This is a genomic window from Streptomyces glaucescens, assembly GCF_002154375.1.
GTDB classification, from domain to species: Bacteria; Actinomycetota; Actinomycetes; order Streptomycetales; family Streptomycetaceae; genus Streptomyces; species Streptomyces glaucescens.
Window position 1 is genome coordinate 1 of the sequence record NZ_MUND01000357.1, and the last position, 15,193, is coordinate 15,193.

Genomic DNA, 15,193 nt, shown 5'->3' on the forward strand with positions numbered 1-15,193 from the left:
GCCGCCGGGCGGCCGTGCTCGGCGGCGGCGAGGGCGTCGAGGTGGGCGAGGACCGTCTCGGCGGCCGCGCGGCGGCGGGCCAGGGCCGTGTCGTCCAGGGGCAGCGGCCAGGCCTGGTCGGCGGCGGTCTGGTGCAGGGCAGGGTTCTCGTCGTCCTCGGCGGGTTCGTCCGTCCAGACCTCGATCTCGCCGTGTCCGGCGGCGCAGTGGTCGTGGAGGGCCATCAGGAAGTCGGAGGGGCCGCGCGGCTTCTTCTGCGTGGGCCCCCACCAGTGCCCGGAGCCCAGGAGCAGGGAGCGCGGGCGGGTGAAGGTGACGTAGCCGAGGCGCAGCTCCTCGGTGTGCTGGTGTTCCTTCATGGCCTCGTGGAAGGCCTTCATGCCGCGCGAGTCCCATGCCTCGACGTCGGGCAGGGTGTCGGCGTCGCCACGCAGCTCGTGCGGCAGCACCTTGGCCTGGGCGGTCCACTTCTCGCGGCCCTGGGCGCTCGGGAAGGTGCCGGTGACCAGGCCGGGGACGGCGACGACGTCCCACTCCAGGCCCTTGGACCTGTGCGCGGTGAGCACCTTGACGGTGTTCTCGCCGCCGGGCAGCGCGTTGTCGAGGCCCTTCTCGTACTGCGCGGCGGTGCGCAGGAAGCCGAGGAAGGCCAGCAGTGACGCCTCGCTCTCGGTGGCGGCGAAGGACGCGGCGACGTCCAGGAAGTTCGACAGGGTCTCGCGGCGGCGGGCGGCCAGCGCGTGCGGGGACGCCGACAGCTCCACCTCCAGACCGGTGACCGCGAGGACGCGGTGCAGCACGTCCATGAGCGGGTCGGAGAGCGAGCGCCGCAGGTCGCGCAGCTCGGCGGCGAGGCGGGCGAAGCGCACCCGCGCGTCCGGCGAGAAGGGCAGTCCGTCGTCGTCCCCGCCACCCTCCAGCGGGGTCTCCAGGAAGGTGTCGAGGGCGTCCGCGAGCGAGATCACCTCGGCCGGGTCGACGCCCTCCACGGCCTCCGCGAGCCGCCGGTCGGGGTCGTCGCCGGCGTCCGCGCGCGCGTGGGCCACCAGCAGCCGGGCGCGCCGTCCGAGCAGGGCGAGGTCGCGCGGGCCGATGCGCCAGCGGGGGCCGGTCAGCAGACGGACGAGGGCGGCGTTGGCGCCCGGGTCCTGGAGGACCTCGCAGACGGCGACCAGGTCGGCGACCTCGGGCAGGTGCAGCAGTCCGGAGAGGCCGACCACCTCGACGGGGACGTCCCGGGCGACGAGCGCGCCCTGGATCTCGGCGAAGTCGGTCGCCGTACGGCACAGGACGGCGATCTCGCCCGGCGCCTTGCCCGTGTTCACCAGGTGGGCGATCGAGTCGGCGATCCAGTCGATCTCCTCCGCGTGGGTGCGCAGCAGCGCGCAGCGGACCACGCCGTCGCGCTCGGCGCCGGGGGCGGGGCGCAGCGCCTCCACACCCGCGTGCATGGCGCGCAGGGGTCCGGCGAGGCCGTTGGCGAGGTCGAGGAGACGGCCGCCGCTGCGGCGGTTCTCGCTGAGCGCCTGGCGGGTGGCGGGGCTGCCGTCGGCGTGCGCGAAGTGCTCGGGGAAGTCGTCGAGGTTGGCGACGGAGGCACCGCGCCAGCCGTAGATCGCCTGGCAGGGGTCACCGACGGCGGTCACCGGGTGGCCGGTGCCGCCGCCGAAGAGGCCGGCGAGGAGGACGCGCTGGGCGACCGAGGTGTCCTGGTACTCGTCGAGGAGCACCACGCGGAACTCGTCGCGCAGGAGGCGCCCGACCTCGGGCAGCTCGGCGAGGCGGGCGGCGAGGGCGATCTGGTCGCCGAAGTCGAGCAGGTCCCGTTCCCGCTTGGCGGCCCGGTAGCGCAGCACCAGCTCGGCGAGTTCCCGCCGCGCCGCGGCCGTCTCGGGGACCTTGCGCAGGTCGGCGTTGGTGAGCTTGACGTCCTGGAGCGTGCGCAGCAGCCCGGCGTCCCACGCGCGCAGCTCCTCGGGGCGTACGAGGTGTTCGGCCAGCTCCGAGTCGAGCGTGAGGAGGTCACTGACGAGGTCCGCGAAGGAGCGGGTCAGCGCCGGATAGGGGCCCGGGGCCTCGCGCAGCACGCGCGCGGCGAGCTGGTAGCGGGTGGCGTCGGCGAGCAGGCGGGAGGACGGCTCCAGGCCGATGCGCAGGCCGTGGTCGGTCAGCAGGCGGCCCGCGAAGGCGTGGTACGTCGAGATCACCGGTTCGCCCGGCGGATTGTCCGGGTCGATGATGTCGGGGTCGGTGACGCCCGCCTTGACCAGCGCCTTGCGGACGCGTTCGGCGAGTTCACCGGCGGCCTTGTTGGTGAAGGTGAGGCCGAGGACCTGCTCGGGTGCGACCTGGCCGGTGCCGACCAGCCACACCACGCGGGCCGCCATCACCGTGGTCTTGCCGGAGCCCGCTCCGGCCACGATCACCTGCGGGGCGGGCGGCGCGATGATGCAGGCCGTCTGCTCCGGGGTGAAGGGGATGCCGAGGAGCTCCTTGAGCTGCTCGGGGTCGGTGATACGTGCGGGCACCCCAGAGAGGCTAGCGGCGGGCACTGACAGTCGATGCCGGAATCGTCTTCGGGGAGTGAGGAAGCCCAGGTCAGCACGGGTGGTGCGGATCGTCACACCGAAGGTTCACTCGATGACGTGGCGGCCTTCCGGCCGGGCGCTGCACGACGCCCGGAACGCGCAGTGCGTGCAGTGCTGGCCGGTGGTCGGCGCGAACCGCTCGTCGAGCACCTTGCCGGCGGCCGTGGCCAGCAGCTCGCCGACCCACTCCCCCGCCGCCCCCTCCAGGGCTTCCTGCGCCTGCACCTTGGGCAGGGTCTCCCCGCCGTCCCGCTTCGCGGCGCCCTGGCGCAGCTGGACGAGTTCGGCGCCGCCCGGCTCGGGCCGTACCCCGTCGAAGACGTCGTCGACGGCGCCCTCGCGGACGGCGAGCTGGTAGACGGCGAGCTGGGGGTGGCGCGCCACCTCCGCGGCGCTGGGCGCCTGCTTGCCGGTCTTGAAGTCGACGACGTAGGCCCGCCCCTCGCCGTCCGCCTCGACGCGGTCCATCTGGCCGCGGATGCGCACCTCGTAGTCCCCGGCCTCCAGCGTGACGTCGAAGTCGTGCTCGCTGGCCACCGGGGTGCGTCCGGTGCGGTCCATGACGTGCCACTTCAGGAAGCGTTCGAGCGCCACGCGCGCGTGCTCCTTCTCCTGCGCCGACTTCCACGGCGCGTCGAAGGCGAGGGCGTCCCAGACGGAGTCCAGGCGTTCCATGAGGACGTCCAGGTCGGCCGGGGTGCGCCCGGAGGCGACCTCGTCGGCGAGGACGTGCACCACGTTGCCGAAGCCCTGGGCGGCGGTGGCGGGCGCGTCGGCCTTCACCTCGCGGCCCAGGAACCATTGCAGGGAGCAGGTGTTGGCGAGCTGGTCGAGGGCGCTGCCGGACAGCACGACGGGCTGGTCGCGGTGGCGCAGCGGCACCTTGCTCTCGGTCGGCTCGAACATGCCCCACCAGCGGTAGGGGTGGGCGGAGGGCACCAGGGGCCGGCCGTCCTCGTCGGCGAGTGCGGCGAGCCGGGCCAGCCGGTGGGCGGCGGCCTTCCGCAGCGGTTCCGAGACGCGCGGGTCGACGGTCGTGGCGCGCAGTTCGGCGACCAGCGCGGCGACCGACAGCGGCCGGCGCGGGCGGCCGGTGACGTCCTTCGGCTCGACGCCCAGTTCGGTGAGGAAGCGGGAGGGCTGGTCGCCGTCGTCCGCGGGGGCCTTCACCGCGGTGACGACGAGCCGCTCCCGCGCGCGTGTGGCGGCGACGTAGAAGAGCCGGCGCTCCTCGGCCAGCAGCGCGCCCGGGGTGAGCGGTTCGGCGAGTCCGTCGCGGCCTATGCGGTCGGCCTCCAGCAGGGAGCCGCGGCGGCGCAGGTCCGGCCACAGGCCCTCCTGGACGCCCGCGACGACGACGAGCCGCCACTCCAGGCCCTTGGCGCGGTGCGCCGTCATCAGGCGCACGGCGTCGGGGCGCAGGGCGCGCCGGGTGAGGGTGTCGGCGGCGATGTCCTCGGCCTCGATCTGCTCCAGGAAGTTCAGCGCGCCCCGTCCGCCGGTGCGCTCCTCCGCGCGGGCGGCGGTCGCGAACAGCGCGCAGACGGCGTCCAGGTCACGGTCGGCGTTGCGGCCGGCGGCGCCTCCGCGCCGGGCGGCCCGCTCCAGGCGCCCGGGCCAGGGCGTGCCCGACCAGAGGTCCCACAGCGCCTCCTCGGCCGTACCGCCACGCGCCAGGCGCTCACGCGCCGTGCGCAACAACGCGCCGAGGCGCTGGGCACCGCGCGCGTACGCCGGGTCGTGCGCGACCAGGCGCTCCGGTTCGGCGAGCGCCCGCGCGAGCAGCACGTCCGACGGCGGGGGTACGGGATTGCCCGCCGCACGCTCCTCCTCGCGCAGGGCGCGCCCGAGGCGCCGCAGGTCGGCGGCGTCCATGCCGGCGAGGGGGGAGGCGAGGAGGGTGAGGGCGGTCTCGGTGTCGAGCCAGCAGGGAGGCTGGTCCTGCGGGGTGGTCTCCGTAGGAGTGCCGCCCTCCGGGTCAGTTTCCCTCGCTGTGGTCTCCTCCGGGGCGGTCTCGTCCGGGGCGCTCCCCTGCGGGGCAGCCTCCCCCGGGGCGGTCTCGTCCGGGGCGCTCCCCTGCGGGGCAGCCTCCCCCGGGGCGGCCTCTTCCGGGGCGCTCCCCTGCGGGGCAGCCTCCCCCGGTGCGGTCTCCTCCGGGGCGGTGTCTTCCGAGTCGCTCCCCTCTGGGTCAGCCTCCCCCGGTGCGGTCTCAGAAGCGAAGCCCCCCTCGGAAGCGGCACCCTCCTCGGAACCAGCGCCCGGGTGGCCGGCCTCCGCCATGGCCACCGCCCGCAGCGCGGTCAGCAGCGGCGCCACCGCCGGCTCGTGCCGGAGGGGCAGGTCGTCGCCGTCGATGTCGAGCGGGACGCCCGCGGCGGTGAGGGCGCGGCGGACCGCCGGGATGGTGCGTGCACCGGCGCGCACCAGGACGGCCATGTCGTTCCAGGGGACGCCGTCCTCCAGATGGGCCCGGCGCAGGATGTCGGCGATGTTGTCCAGCTCGGTGCCGGGCGTCGGGTAGGTGTAGACCTCTACGCGTCCGCCGTCCCGCACGGGGGTCAGCTCGCGGTGCGCGCGGACCTTCTCGGCCGGGAGCCGGGTCAGCGGCATGCGCTGGGTGAGCAGCCGGGTGGCGGCCAGCAGGCCGGCGCCGGAGCGGCGGGAGGTACGCAGGACCCGGACCGGCGCGGGGCGGCCGTCCGTGCGGGGGAAGACGTGCGGGAAGTCGAGGATGCCGTTCACGTCGGCGCCGCGGAACGCGTAGATCGACTGGTCCGGGTCGCCGAAGGCCACGAGGGTGTGACCGCCCCCGGCGAGTGCGTGCAGCAGCCGTACCTGCGCGGGGTCGGTGTCCTGGTACTCGTCGACGTACACCGCGTCGTACTGCCCGGCGAGCCGCGCGGCGACCTCGGGGCGGCGGGCGAGCAGCACCGCGCGATGGACGAGTTCGGCGTAGTCGATGACTCCTTGCAGGTCGAGGACGTCGAGGTATTCGGCGAGGAAGGCCGCCGCGGCTTGCCAGTCGGGACGGCCGATGCGCCGTGCGAAGGCGTCCAGGGCGTCCGGGCCGAGGCCCAGCTCACGGGTGCGGGCGAGCACCGCGCGGACCTCGTCGGCGAAGCCGCGGGTGGTCAGGCAGGCGCGCAGCTCGTCCGGCCAGCGCACATGGGCGAGTCCGCTCCGTTCCAGGTCGGGCTGCCCGGCGAGCAGCTCGCGGACGGTGACGTCCTGCTCGGGGCCGGAGAGCAGTCGCAGCGGCTCGACGAACAGGTCGCTGTCCTGGTGGGCGCGGACCAGGGCGTAGCCGAAGGAATGGAAGGTGGTCGCGCGGGGCGCGCGGGCGGCCCCCATGCGCAGGGCCATGCGGTCGCGCAGCTCGACGGCCGCCTTGCGGCTGAAGGTCAGCACGAGGATGCGTTCGGGGTCCGCGCCGCGGGCGATCCGCGCGGCCACGGACTCCACGAGCGTGGTGGTCTTGCCGGTGCCCGGACCGGCGAGCACGAGCAGCGGGCCGGACCTGTGGTCAACCACGGCGCGCTGTGCGGCGTCCAGAAGAGGGGGATCCGGTCGGGCCGGGAGGGTGCGGACGAGCCGGTAAGCGCCACGGTTCCCCTGTCGCACCGCGGGGTGCGACAGGCGCCTGGTGGAGGAAGAGGAGCTCACGTGGTTCGCCGGTCCTGGTGGGTGTGCGGATGGGCCGATCGCCGCGCGGGGACGGCGGTGGCCGCGGGATGAGGGGGACGCGTGGAGCCGACGCTACGCCGACGAATGGGGCGGAAGCAGGGCTTCCGGTTGTTTCCCTATGGCTCACCGGACCCTTGCGTCCCCTGCCCCTCGAACGTACGTCATGCCACGGACGTGCCCTTTTTCCCCCGTACGGATCAGACGCCCCCCACGGCCGCGGCCGATGGCGGAAGCTGTCAGGTGTGACCCTTCGCACGTTCGCCGCCGTCCCACCGCGCCCGTCGCATGTCGAGCCGCGGCAGGTGGCCGTCGGCGGCCCGGCTCGCCTCCTTCAGCGGCGTGCCCTCCGCGCGGTACCGCGCCAGGGCGCGCAGTTCGTGGCCGGGGAGCAGGACGCCGTCCGCGCGGACGACGCGCCACCAGGGGACGGCTCCGCCGTAGAGCGCCATCACGCGGCCGACCTGACGCGGTCCGCCCTCCTCCAGCCACTCGGCGACGTCGCCGTACGTCATCACGCGTCCGGGCGGGATCATTTCCGTGACGTCGAGGACACGCTCGGCGTACTCCGGCAAGGCGTCGGTGTACTCCGCGCGGGCGTCCTCAGGAAGGCTCTCCTCGCTCATTCGTCCCATCCTGCCGCATGCCACCGACAATGTGACGCTGCCGCAACCGTGCGTGACCCTCGCCCGGGAGCGGTGCTTCGGGCAGACTGTGCGCCCCCGCGTTTGCACCCTGATGCCCCCGTGTGTCGGTGGAGCATGCCACCATCGTGCGGGCGGTGACTGGTGATACGAGATCAAGAAGAGACGATGAAGCAGCAGGGTGTGCACCCGGAGGGCGCGGACAGCACCTCTGATGCGTCGTCGCGCCCGGACACCGCCGACGCGGACGCCAAGGGCGCGGACGGGCGGGGCCCGCGGAGGAATTCCGGCGAGGAATCGCCGCGGAACTCCACCGGGGGTCAGCGAGACCCCGGCGCCCCGGGGCCCGGCGGCCACAAGGGGCACGCCGGCCCCCACCGCCCCGACAGCCCACACGGCCCGGACAGTCCCCGTGGCCCCGGCGGTCCCGACGGCCACGACCCGGACGCCCCCACCGACGAGGTCGAGGGCGACGAACCGCTCCTCCCCGCGCGCGTGCACCGCCCGTCGGATCTGATGCGGCTCCTGGTGGGCGTGCTCGCCGTCGCCGTGCTGCTGGCGATCGCCGCGTTCGCGCACGGCACCACCTCGGGCCTCGAGCAGGACATCACCAAGGGCACCGGCCAGGCTCCCGACCTGCTCATCAAGATCGCGGGGCTGGCCTCCAGCATCGCGATCCTGCTGGTCCCGGTCGCCTTCGCGATCGAGCGGCTGATCAAACGCGACGGGCTGCGGATCGCCGACGGCGTGCTCGCGGCCGTCCTCGCCCACGGTGTGACGCTGGCCACCGACCTCTGGGTCGCCAAAGCCGCCCCGGGCTCCATCCAGGAGGCCCTGACCCAGCCCTCCCCCGGCGACATCAACGCCCTCACCGACCCCGTGCACGGCTATCTCGCGCCGGTGATCGCGTACATGACGGCCGTGGGCATGTCCCGCAGACCGCGCTGGCGCGCGGTGCTGTGGATCGTGCTGCTCCTCGACGCGTTCTCCATGCTGGTCACCGGCTACACCACACCGTTCTCGATCATCCTGACGGTGCTGATCGGCTGGACCGTCGCCTACGGCACGCTGTACGCGGTCGGCTCGCCCAATGTCCGGCCCACGGGACGGACGCTGATGGCGGGCCTGCGGACCGTCGGATTCCGCCCGGTGAGCGCGGCCCGCCAGGACACCGCGGACGCGACCGACGGCGGCGACCGCGGGCGGCGCTACTTCGTCACCCTGGAGAACGGCCCACCGCTGGACGTCACGGTCGTCGACCGCGAACAGCAGGCGCAGGGCTTCTTCTACCGGGTCTGGCGCAATCTGACCCTGCGCGGCTTCGCCACCCGGCGCAGCCTCCAGTCGCTGCGCCAGGCCCTCGAGCAGGAGGCGCTGCTCGCCTACGCCGCCATCGCGGCCGGCGCCAACGCGCCCAAGCTGATCGCCACCTCCGAACTCGGCCCCGACGCGGTGATGCTCGTCTACGAGCACACCGGCGGGCGCACCCTGGACTCCCTGCCCGAGGAGGAGATCACCGACGAGCTGCTGCGCCACACCTGGCTCCAGGTGCGCGCGCTGCAGTCGCGGCGGATCGCGCACCGCAGGCTCGCCGGCGACGCGATTCTGGTGGATCGTTCCGGCACAGTGATCCTCACCGATCTGCGCGGCGGCGAGATCGCGGCCGGTGACCTGCTGCTGCGCATGGACGTCGCCCAGCTGATGACCACGCTCGCCCTGCGGGTCGGTGCCGAACGGGCGGTGGCCTCCGCCGTCGAGGTGCTCGGGCCGGACGCGGTGGCCGACTGTCTGCCGATGCTCCAGCCCATCGCCTTGACCCGCTCCACGCGCGCGACACTGCGCCGGCTGGCCCGGGAGCGGGCCGAGCGGGAGCGCGAGGCGGTCCTGGAGGCGTCCCGGCAGGCCAAGCTGGCCCGGGCGGAGGCCGCCGGGGACGAGGAGACCGCGGTCGCCCTGGAGAAGCCCGGCAAGAAGGCCGTACGGGCGCAGGCCCGGGCGGAGAAGCGGGCCCTCGACGAGGCGCTGGAGGAGGCGCGCGAGGAGGACCTGCTCACCCAGATCCGGCACGAGGTGCTGCGGATCAGGCCGCAGGCGCCGGTGGAACCCGCCCGCCTGGAGCGGGTCCGGCCGCGCACGCTGATCAGTTTCATCGCCGGTGCCATCGGCGCGTACTTCCTGCTGACGCAGCTCACGCACATCGAGTTCGGCCCGCTCGTGGCCAACGCCGAGTGGGGCTGGGTGGCGGCGGCGGTGCTGTTCTCGGCGCTGAGCTACCTGGCCGCGGCGATGAGCCTGCTGGGCTTCGTGCCGGAGCGGGTGCCGTTCCCGCGGACCGTGGCGGCGCAGGTCGCCGGGTCGTTCGTCAAGATCGTGGCACCGGCCGCGGTCGGCGGGGTGGCGCTGAACACCCGGTTCCTCCAGCGCGCGGGGGTGCGGCCGGGGCTCGCGGTGGCCAGTGTCGGCGCCTCGCAGCTGTTCGGGCTGGGCTGCCACATCCTGATGCTGCTCTCCTTCGGCTATCTGACCGGCACCGAGAAGACACCCTCGCTGTCGCCGTCCCGGACGGTCATCGCGGGTCTGCTGACGGTGGCGGTGCTGGTGCTGGTGGCGACCTCGGTGCCGTTCCTGCGGAAATTCGTCGTCACGCGCGTGAGGTCGCTGTTCGCGGGCGTCGTGCCGCGCATGCTGGACGTGCTCCAGCGGCCCCAGAAGCTGCTCACCGGCATCGGCGGCATGCTGTTGCTCACGGCCTGCTTCGTGATGTGCCTGGACGCGTCGATCCGCGCGTTCGGCGACGAGACCACCTCGATCAGCATCGCCAGCGTCGCCGTCGTGTTCCTCGCGGGCAACGCGCTCGGCTCCGCGGCGCCGACCCCGGGCGGTGTGGGCGCCGTCGAGGCGACCCTGACGGTCGGTCTGATCGCCGTCGGTCTGCCCAGCGAGGTCGCCGCCCCCTCCGTCCTGCTGTTCCGGCTGCTCACCCTGTGGCTGCCGGTGCTCCCGGGCTGGCTCGCCTTCAACCACCTCACGCGCAAGGGCGCGCTGTAGCGCGAGGGCGGGCGCGTAGTGCCTTAGTGCCCGTGTCGCCCGCTGCCGCACGCGCACGCGTGGCGCGCCCGGCTTCCCGTACGCGTACGCGTACCTCGTACGGCCCGCGCCCCGCGCGCCCCGCCGGGTGCCACCGCAGGATGAGATCATGCCGAACCCCTCCGTGCTGCGCGCCGCCGTGACCGTCTCCGCCCTGCTGCTGACCTCCCTGCTGGCGGGGTGTTCCGACGACGAGGCCGAGGACGAGGACCTGACGCGGCAGCAGCTCGACTGGAAGGACTGTCCGGCCCCGTCCCAGGCGCAGGGCGGCGGCAACGCCCCGTCCCCGCTGCCGAACGGCGAGGAGTGGCAGTGCGCCACCCTGAAGGTGCCCCGCGACTGGGACGACCCCGACGGCGACACCGTCGGGCTGGCGATGATCCGGGCCAGGGCGAGCGGTGACGAGAACCGCCGCATCGGCTCGCTGATCTTCAACTTCGGTGGCCCCGGCGGCTCGGGCGTCACCGCGCTGCCGGCCTTCGGCGACGACTACACGCAACTGCGCACCCGCTACGACCTGGTGAGCTTCGACCCGCGCGGGGTGGGCCGCAGCGCGCCCGTGCTGTGCGAGAACGACCAGCGGCTCGACGCCTTCTTCCAGCAGGACGCGACGCCCGACGACGCGGCCGAGCGCACCGAACTGCTGGAGAACGTCCAGGACTTCAACGCGGCCTGCGAGAAGAACTCCGCGAAGATGCTGCCGCATGTGCGCACCACCGACGCGGCCCGCGACATGGACCTGATGCGCCAGGTCCTCGGCGACGACAAGCTGCACTACTTCGGCATCTCCTACGGCACCGAACTCGGCGGCGTCTACGCCCATCTGTTCCCGGCGAACGTCGGCCGCGCCGTCCTCGATGCCGTCGTCGACCCGACCCAGACGCCCGAACAGGGCGCCCTCGGGCAGGTCAGGGGCTTCCAGCGGGCGCTCGACAACTTCGCCGAGAACTGTGTGTCGAAGGCGGAGGACTGCCCGATCGGGGACAGCGCGCAGGACGTCAAGGACCGGATCGCACAGCTGCTGAAGGACCTCGACAGCGAGCCCGTCGACGGGATCTTCCCGCGTGAGCTGACCCAGACCGCTGCGACGAGCGGCATCGCACAGGCGCTGTACTCGCAGGAGTTCTGGGACTACCTGACCGAGGGTCTCGACCAGGCGTACGACGGGAACGGGCAGATCCTGATGCTGCTGTCCGACACGATGAACGGACGCAAGACGAACGGCGAGTACAGCAATCTCGCCGCGGCGAACGTCGCCATCAGCTGCGCCGACGACAGACCGCGGTACGACGCCGCGCACGTGGAGCGGAGGCTGCCCGAGTTCCGGAAGGCGTCGCCGCTGTTCGGGGACTATCTCGCCTGGGGCATGGTCGGCTGTGTCGACTGGCCGGTGCCGGGCGCCGCCGACCATCCCGACGTGAGCGCTCCGGGTGCGCCGCCGATCCTCGTCGTGGGCAACACCGGCGACCCGGCCACACCGTACGAGGGCGCCCGGAAGATGGCACAGGCCCTCGGCAAGGGCGTCGGGGTGGAGCTGACGTACGAGGGGCAGGGGCACGGCGCGTACGACAGCAAGAACGAGTGCGTGCAGGACGCCGTGAACGGCTATCTGCTGGACGGAAAGGTGCCGGCAGCCGGCACCGTCTGCCGCTGAGGCCGCACGGGTGAGGAGAAACCCCAGCTCAGAAGGTTATCCACAGGCTCGGGTGGGCGCGACGGCTACCGCCTACCATGGCCTGACAGCCATCCGCGGCCGGGATGCGGAGGCCCGCGAGGGGGGATCGTTCCATGGTTCGTTTCGTACGGTGGGCGGCGCTCGGTGCCGCCGCCGCGCTGCTGGTGTCGGGCTGTGACTCCCCCGGCGACGACCGGTCCGACAACGGCGCGGAGAAGCTCGACTGGGGCCGCTGCGAGGCGACGGCGGATTCCCCCGCCCCCGGCGACGAGTGGCAGTGCGCGACACTCGAGGTGCCGCTGGACTGGGCGAAGCCGAAGGGCGAGACGGTGGGGATAGCGCTGATCCGCGCCAAGGCGACCGGCGACGACCGCATCGGCTCGCTTCTGTTCAACTTCGGCGGCCCCGGCGGCTCGGGCGTGTCCATGCTGCCGTCGTACGCCTCCACGGTCTCCTCCTTGCGCGAGCGGTACGACCTGGTGAGCTTCGACCCGCGCGGTGTCGCCGCCAGCGAAGGCGTGCGGTGCCGCGACGACGAGGAGATCGAGGCCGCCGAAGCCGAGGTGGATGCCACCCCGGACACCCCGGCCGAGGAGAAGGCGTTCCTCGCGGACGCCGCGGACTTCGGCAAGGGCTGCCAGGAGACCGCCGGGAAGCTGATGGCGCACGTCTCCACCACCGACACGGCCCGCGACATGGACCTGATACGCCAGGCGCTCGGCGACGAGAAGATGCACTACTTCGGCATCTCCTACGGCACCGAACTCGGCGGCGTCTACGCCCATCTGTTCCCGGAGAAGGTCGGTCGCATGGTGCTGGACGCGGTCGTCGATCCGAGCGCCGACGCGGTCGGGCACGCCAAGAACCAGACGCTGGGCTTCCAGCGCGCGCTGAACGACTATCTGAGGTCGACGGGGCAGGACCCGGCGAAGGGCTCGCGCGAGATCGCCGACCTGCTGGACCGCATCGACGCCCAGCCGCTGACCACCTCCACCCCCGGCCGCGAGCTCACCCAGACGCTCGCCCTCACCGGCATCGTGCTGCCGCTGTACAGCAAGGACGGCTGGCCCAGTCTGACCAGCGCACTGGAGGCGGCGGAGGAGGGCGACGGCTCGGAGCTGCTGGCACTCGCCGACGGCTACAACGAGCGTGACGCGTCGGGGCGCTACGGCACCACGACCCACTCCCAGCGGGTCATATCGTGCCTGGACGACCGGCAGCGTCCGACGCCCGCGCAGACGAAGGCGCTGCTGCCCGAGTTCGAGAGGATCTCGCCGGTCTTCGGGAGCTTCCTGGGCTGGGACACGGCCGGCTGGTGCCACGACTGGCCGGTGCCCGGACAGCACGACACCCCGGAGGTGAGCGCTCCCGGCGCCGCGCCGATCCTCACGGTGGGCAACACCGGCGACCCGGCGACCCCCGTCGAGGGCGCCCGCAGGATGGCCGACGAACTCGGCAAGGACGTCGGCGTGGTCCTCACCTGGAACGGCGAGGGGCACGGCGCGTACGGCAGCGGCAGCGACTGCGTCGACTCGACGGTGGACGCCTATCTGCTCGACGGCACGGTCCCGAAGGACGGCAAGGTCTGCGACTGACCCCTCCGCCCCGGACGCCGGCGGGGGCTCCGCGCACCTGTGGCACGCGAAGCCCCCGCCGTCACCGGAGCAGGGCCGGCTCAGTACACCGGCTTGTGCGGTTCGATCTGGTTGACCCAGCCGATGACGCCGCCGCCGACGTGGACGGCGTCGGCAAAGCCGGCGGACTTGAGGACCGCCAGGACTTCCGCACTGCGGACACCCGTCTTGCAATGCAGGACGATCTTCTTGTCCTGCGGGAGGCCCTCCAGGGCCGAGCCCATGAGGAACTCGTTCTTCGGGATCAGGCGGGCGCCCGGGATCGAGACGATCTCGTACTCGTTCTGCTCGCGTACGTCGATGATCTCGATGTTCTCGCCGTCGTCGATCCACTCCTTGAGCTGCTTGGGAGTGATCGTCGAGTCGGCGGCCGCCGCCTGGGCCTCCTCGGAGACGACGCCGCAGAAGGCCTCGTAGTCGATGAGCTCGGTGACGGTGGGGTTCTCGCCGCAGACCGCGCAGTCGGGGTCCTTGCGGACCTTCACCTGCCGGTACTGCATCTCCAGGGCGTCGTAGATCATCAGTCGGCCGACCAGCGGCTCGCCGATGCCGGCGAGGAGCTTGATGGCCTCGTTGACCTGGATGGAGCCGATGGACGCGCACAGCACACCGAGGACGCCGCCCTCGGCGCAGGAGGGGACCATGCCGGGGGGAGGGGGCTCCGGGTAGAGGCAGCGGTAGCAGGGGCCGTGCTCGGACCAGAACACGGACGCCTGGCCGTCGAAGCGGTAGATCGAGCCCCACACGTACGGCTTGTTGAGCAGTACGCAGGCGTCGTTGACCAGGTACCGGGTCGCGAAGTTGTCCGTGCCGTCGACGATCAGGTCGTACTGGCTGAAGATGTCCATCACGTTGTCGGCCTCGAGCCGCTCCTCGTGAAGGACCACGTTCACGTACGGGTTGATGCCCTGGACACTGTCCCGCGCGGACTCAGCCTTGGAACGGCCGATGTCGGACTGGCTGTGGATGATCTGGCGCTGCAGGTTCGACTCGTCGACCTCGTCGAACTCCACGATGCCGAGCGTGCCCACGCCCGCCGCGGCCAGGTACATCAGGGCCGGCGAGCCCAGGCCGCCGGCGCCCACACAGAGCACCTTCGCGTTCTTCAGCCGCTTCTGCCCGTCCATCCCCACGTCGGGGATGATCAGGTGGCGGGAGTACCTGCGGACCTCGTCTACGGTGAGCTCAGAGGCTGGCTCAACCAGGGGTGGCAGCGACACGGGGACTCCGTTGGTCGGTCAGTCAATACGGTTGTTCTCCCCGTAACACTGCCACGGCCTTTTTCATTCCGAGACACCTGTTCCGACACGCGAGACGATTTCGTCCCAGTAGCCGGGCATGCCCTTCCAGGGGTCGGCGCGTCCGGCACGGTCCGTGCGGTCGGTGAACCAGATGGTGGCGGCGCCCTGCCAGCGGGCGATGCGCAGCGCTTCGTCCAGGTGGCAGCGGGGAACGCCGTGCACCAGGTGGCAGAAACGCTCGGGCGGATGGTCGGCGGTCCACTCCGCCGTCTGCGACCACCGGTAGTCGCTCCAGGGTCCGGAGAAGGTCACCAATTGGTCGGCGATCCCGGCGTACTCGGGGCAGGGGTGGGTGCCGTGGCCGAGGACGATGTGGAGCTCGTCACGCAGTGTGCGGAGCGTCGTGACGGTACGGCGGATCTCGGGGAGTGGGTCGCGGTCGGACGGACAGCGGTCGAGCAGGAAGCCGTCCGCCCGGTACCAGTCGAGATAGCGCTGGGCGTCGGAGATCACGTCGCCGAACTCGCGGGCGCCGTAGGCGAGGTCCACATGCCCGAGGAGGCGGACGCCCGCGTCGCGCAGCCGGGCGGCCGCCGCCAGACAGTGCGGGTCGGGGCGGGTGCCGGGGCCGTGGGCGACATCG

At 72.8% G+C, this 15,193-nt stretch carries 8 protein-coding genes; 3 read left to right on the top strand and 5 right to left on the bottom strand.

Annotated features, from left to right (window positions below; all coding sequences use genetic code 11):
* The 3 genes from CCN42_RS22985 to CCN42_RS22995 all read right to left on the bottom strand — a co-directional run.
* On the bottom strand, window positions 1-2,528 hold a 2,528-nt coding region (locus CCN42_RS22985; protein ID WP_169731509.1), incomplete at its 3' end, for an ATP-dependent helicase.
* Window positions 2,529-2,633: 105 nt separating this feature from the next.
* Window positions 2,634-6,251: a UvrD-helicase domain-containing protein gene (locus CCN42_RS22990; RefSeq protein ID WP_086738401.1), complete on the bottom strand. Its 3,618-nt coding sequence runs from the start codon at window positions 6,249-6,251 to the stop codon at window positions 2,634-2,636.
* A 257-nt stretch (window positions 6,252-6,508) separates the two neighbouring features.
* Window positions 6,509-6,895 (bottom strand): MGMT family protein, encoded by a 387-nt coding sequence (locus CCN42_RS22995; protein WP_169731510.1) that lies wholly within the window; start codon window positions 6,893-6,895, stop codon window positions 6,509-6,511.
* A gap of 186 nt (window positions 6,896-7,081) precedes the next feature.
* On the opposite strand from CCN42_RS22995, the gene CCN42_RS23000 reads away from it, so the two are divergent.
* The 3 genes from CCN42_RS23000 to CCN42_RS23010 all read left to right on the top strand — a co-directional run bounded on the left by CCN42_RS23000 (window position 7,082) and on the right by CCN42_RS23010 (window position 13,270).
* Entirely contained in the window at window positions 7,082-9,961 is a 2,880-nt protein-coding gene (locus CCN42_RS23000; RefSeq protein WP_086738404.1) for a lysylphosphatidylglycerol synthase transmembrane domain-containing protein, read from the top strand.
* Window positions 9,962-10,109: 148 nt separating this feature from the next.
* Window positions 10,110-11,654 (top strand): alpha/beta hydrolase, encoded by a 1,545-nt coding sequence (locus tag CCN42_RS23005; protein WP_086738406.1) that lies wholly within the window; start codon window positions 10,110-10,112, stop codon window positions 11,652-11,654.
* 134 nt (window positions 11,655-11,788) lie between these two features.
* On the top strand, window positions 11,789-13,270 hold the full coding sequence (locus tag CCN42_RS23010) for an alpha/beta hydrolase (protein ID WP_086738409.1): 1,482 nt from the start codon (window positions 11,789-11,791) through the stop codon (window positions 13,268-13,270).
* An 80-nt stretch (window positions 13,271-13,350) separates the two neighbouring features.
* Here the strand turns inward: CCN42_RS23010 and moeZ are convergent, their stop codons facing one another.
* Complete coding sequence (gene moeZ, locus CCN42_RS23015) at window positions 13,351-14,529, bottom strand: adenylyltransferase/sulfurtransferase MoeZ (protein WP_086169161.1); 1,179 nt, start codon at window positions 14,527-14,529, stop codon at window positions 13,351-13,353.
* 63 nt (window positions 14,530-14,592) lie between these two features.
* The coding region (locus CCN42_RS23020; RefSeq protein WP_086738412.1) for a spherulation-specific family 4 protein at window positions 14,593-15,193 on the bottom strand (601 nt) is incomplete at its 5' end.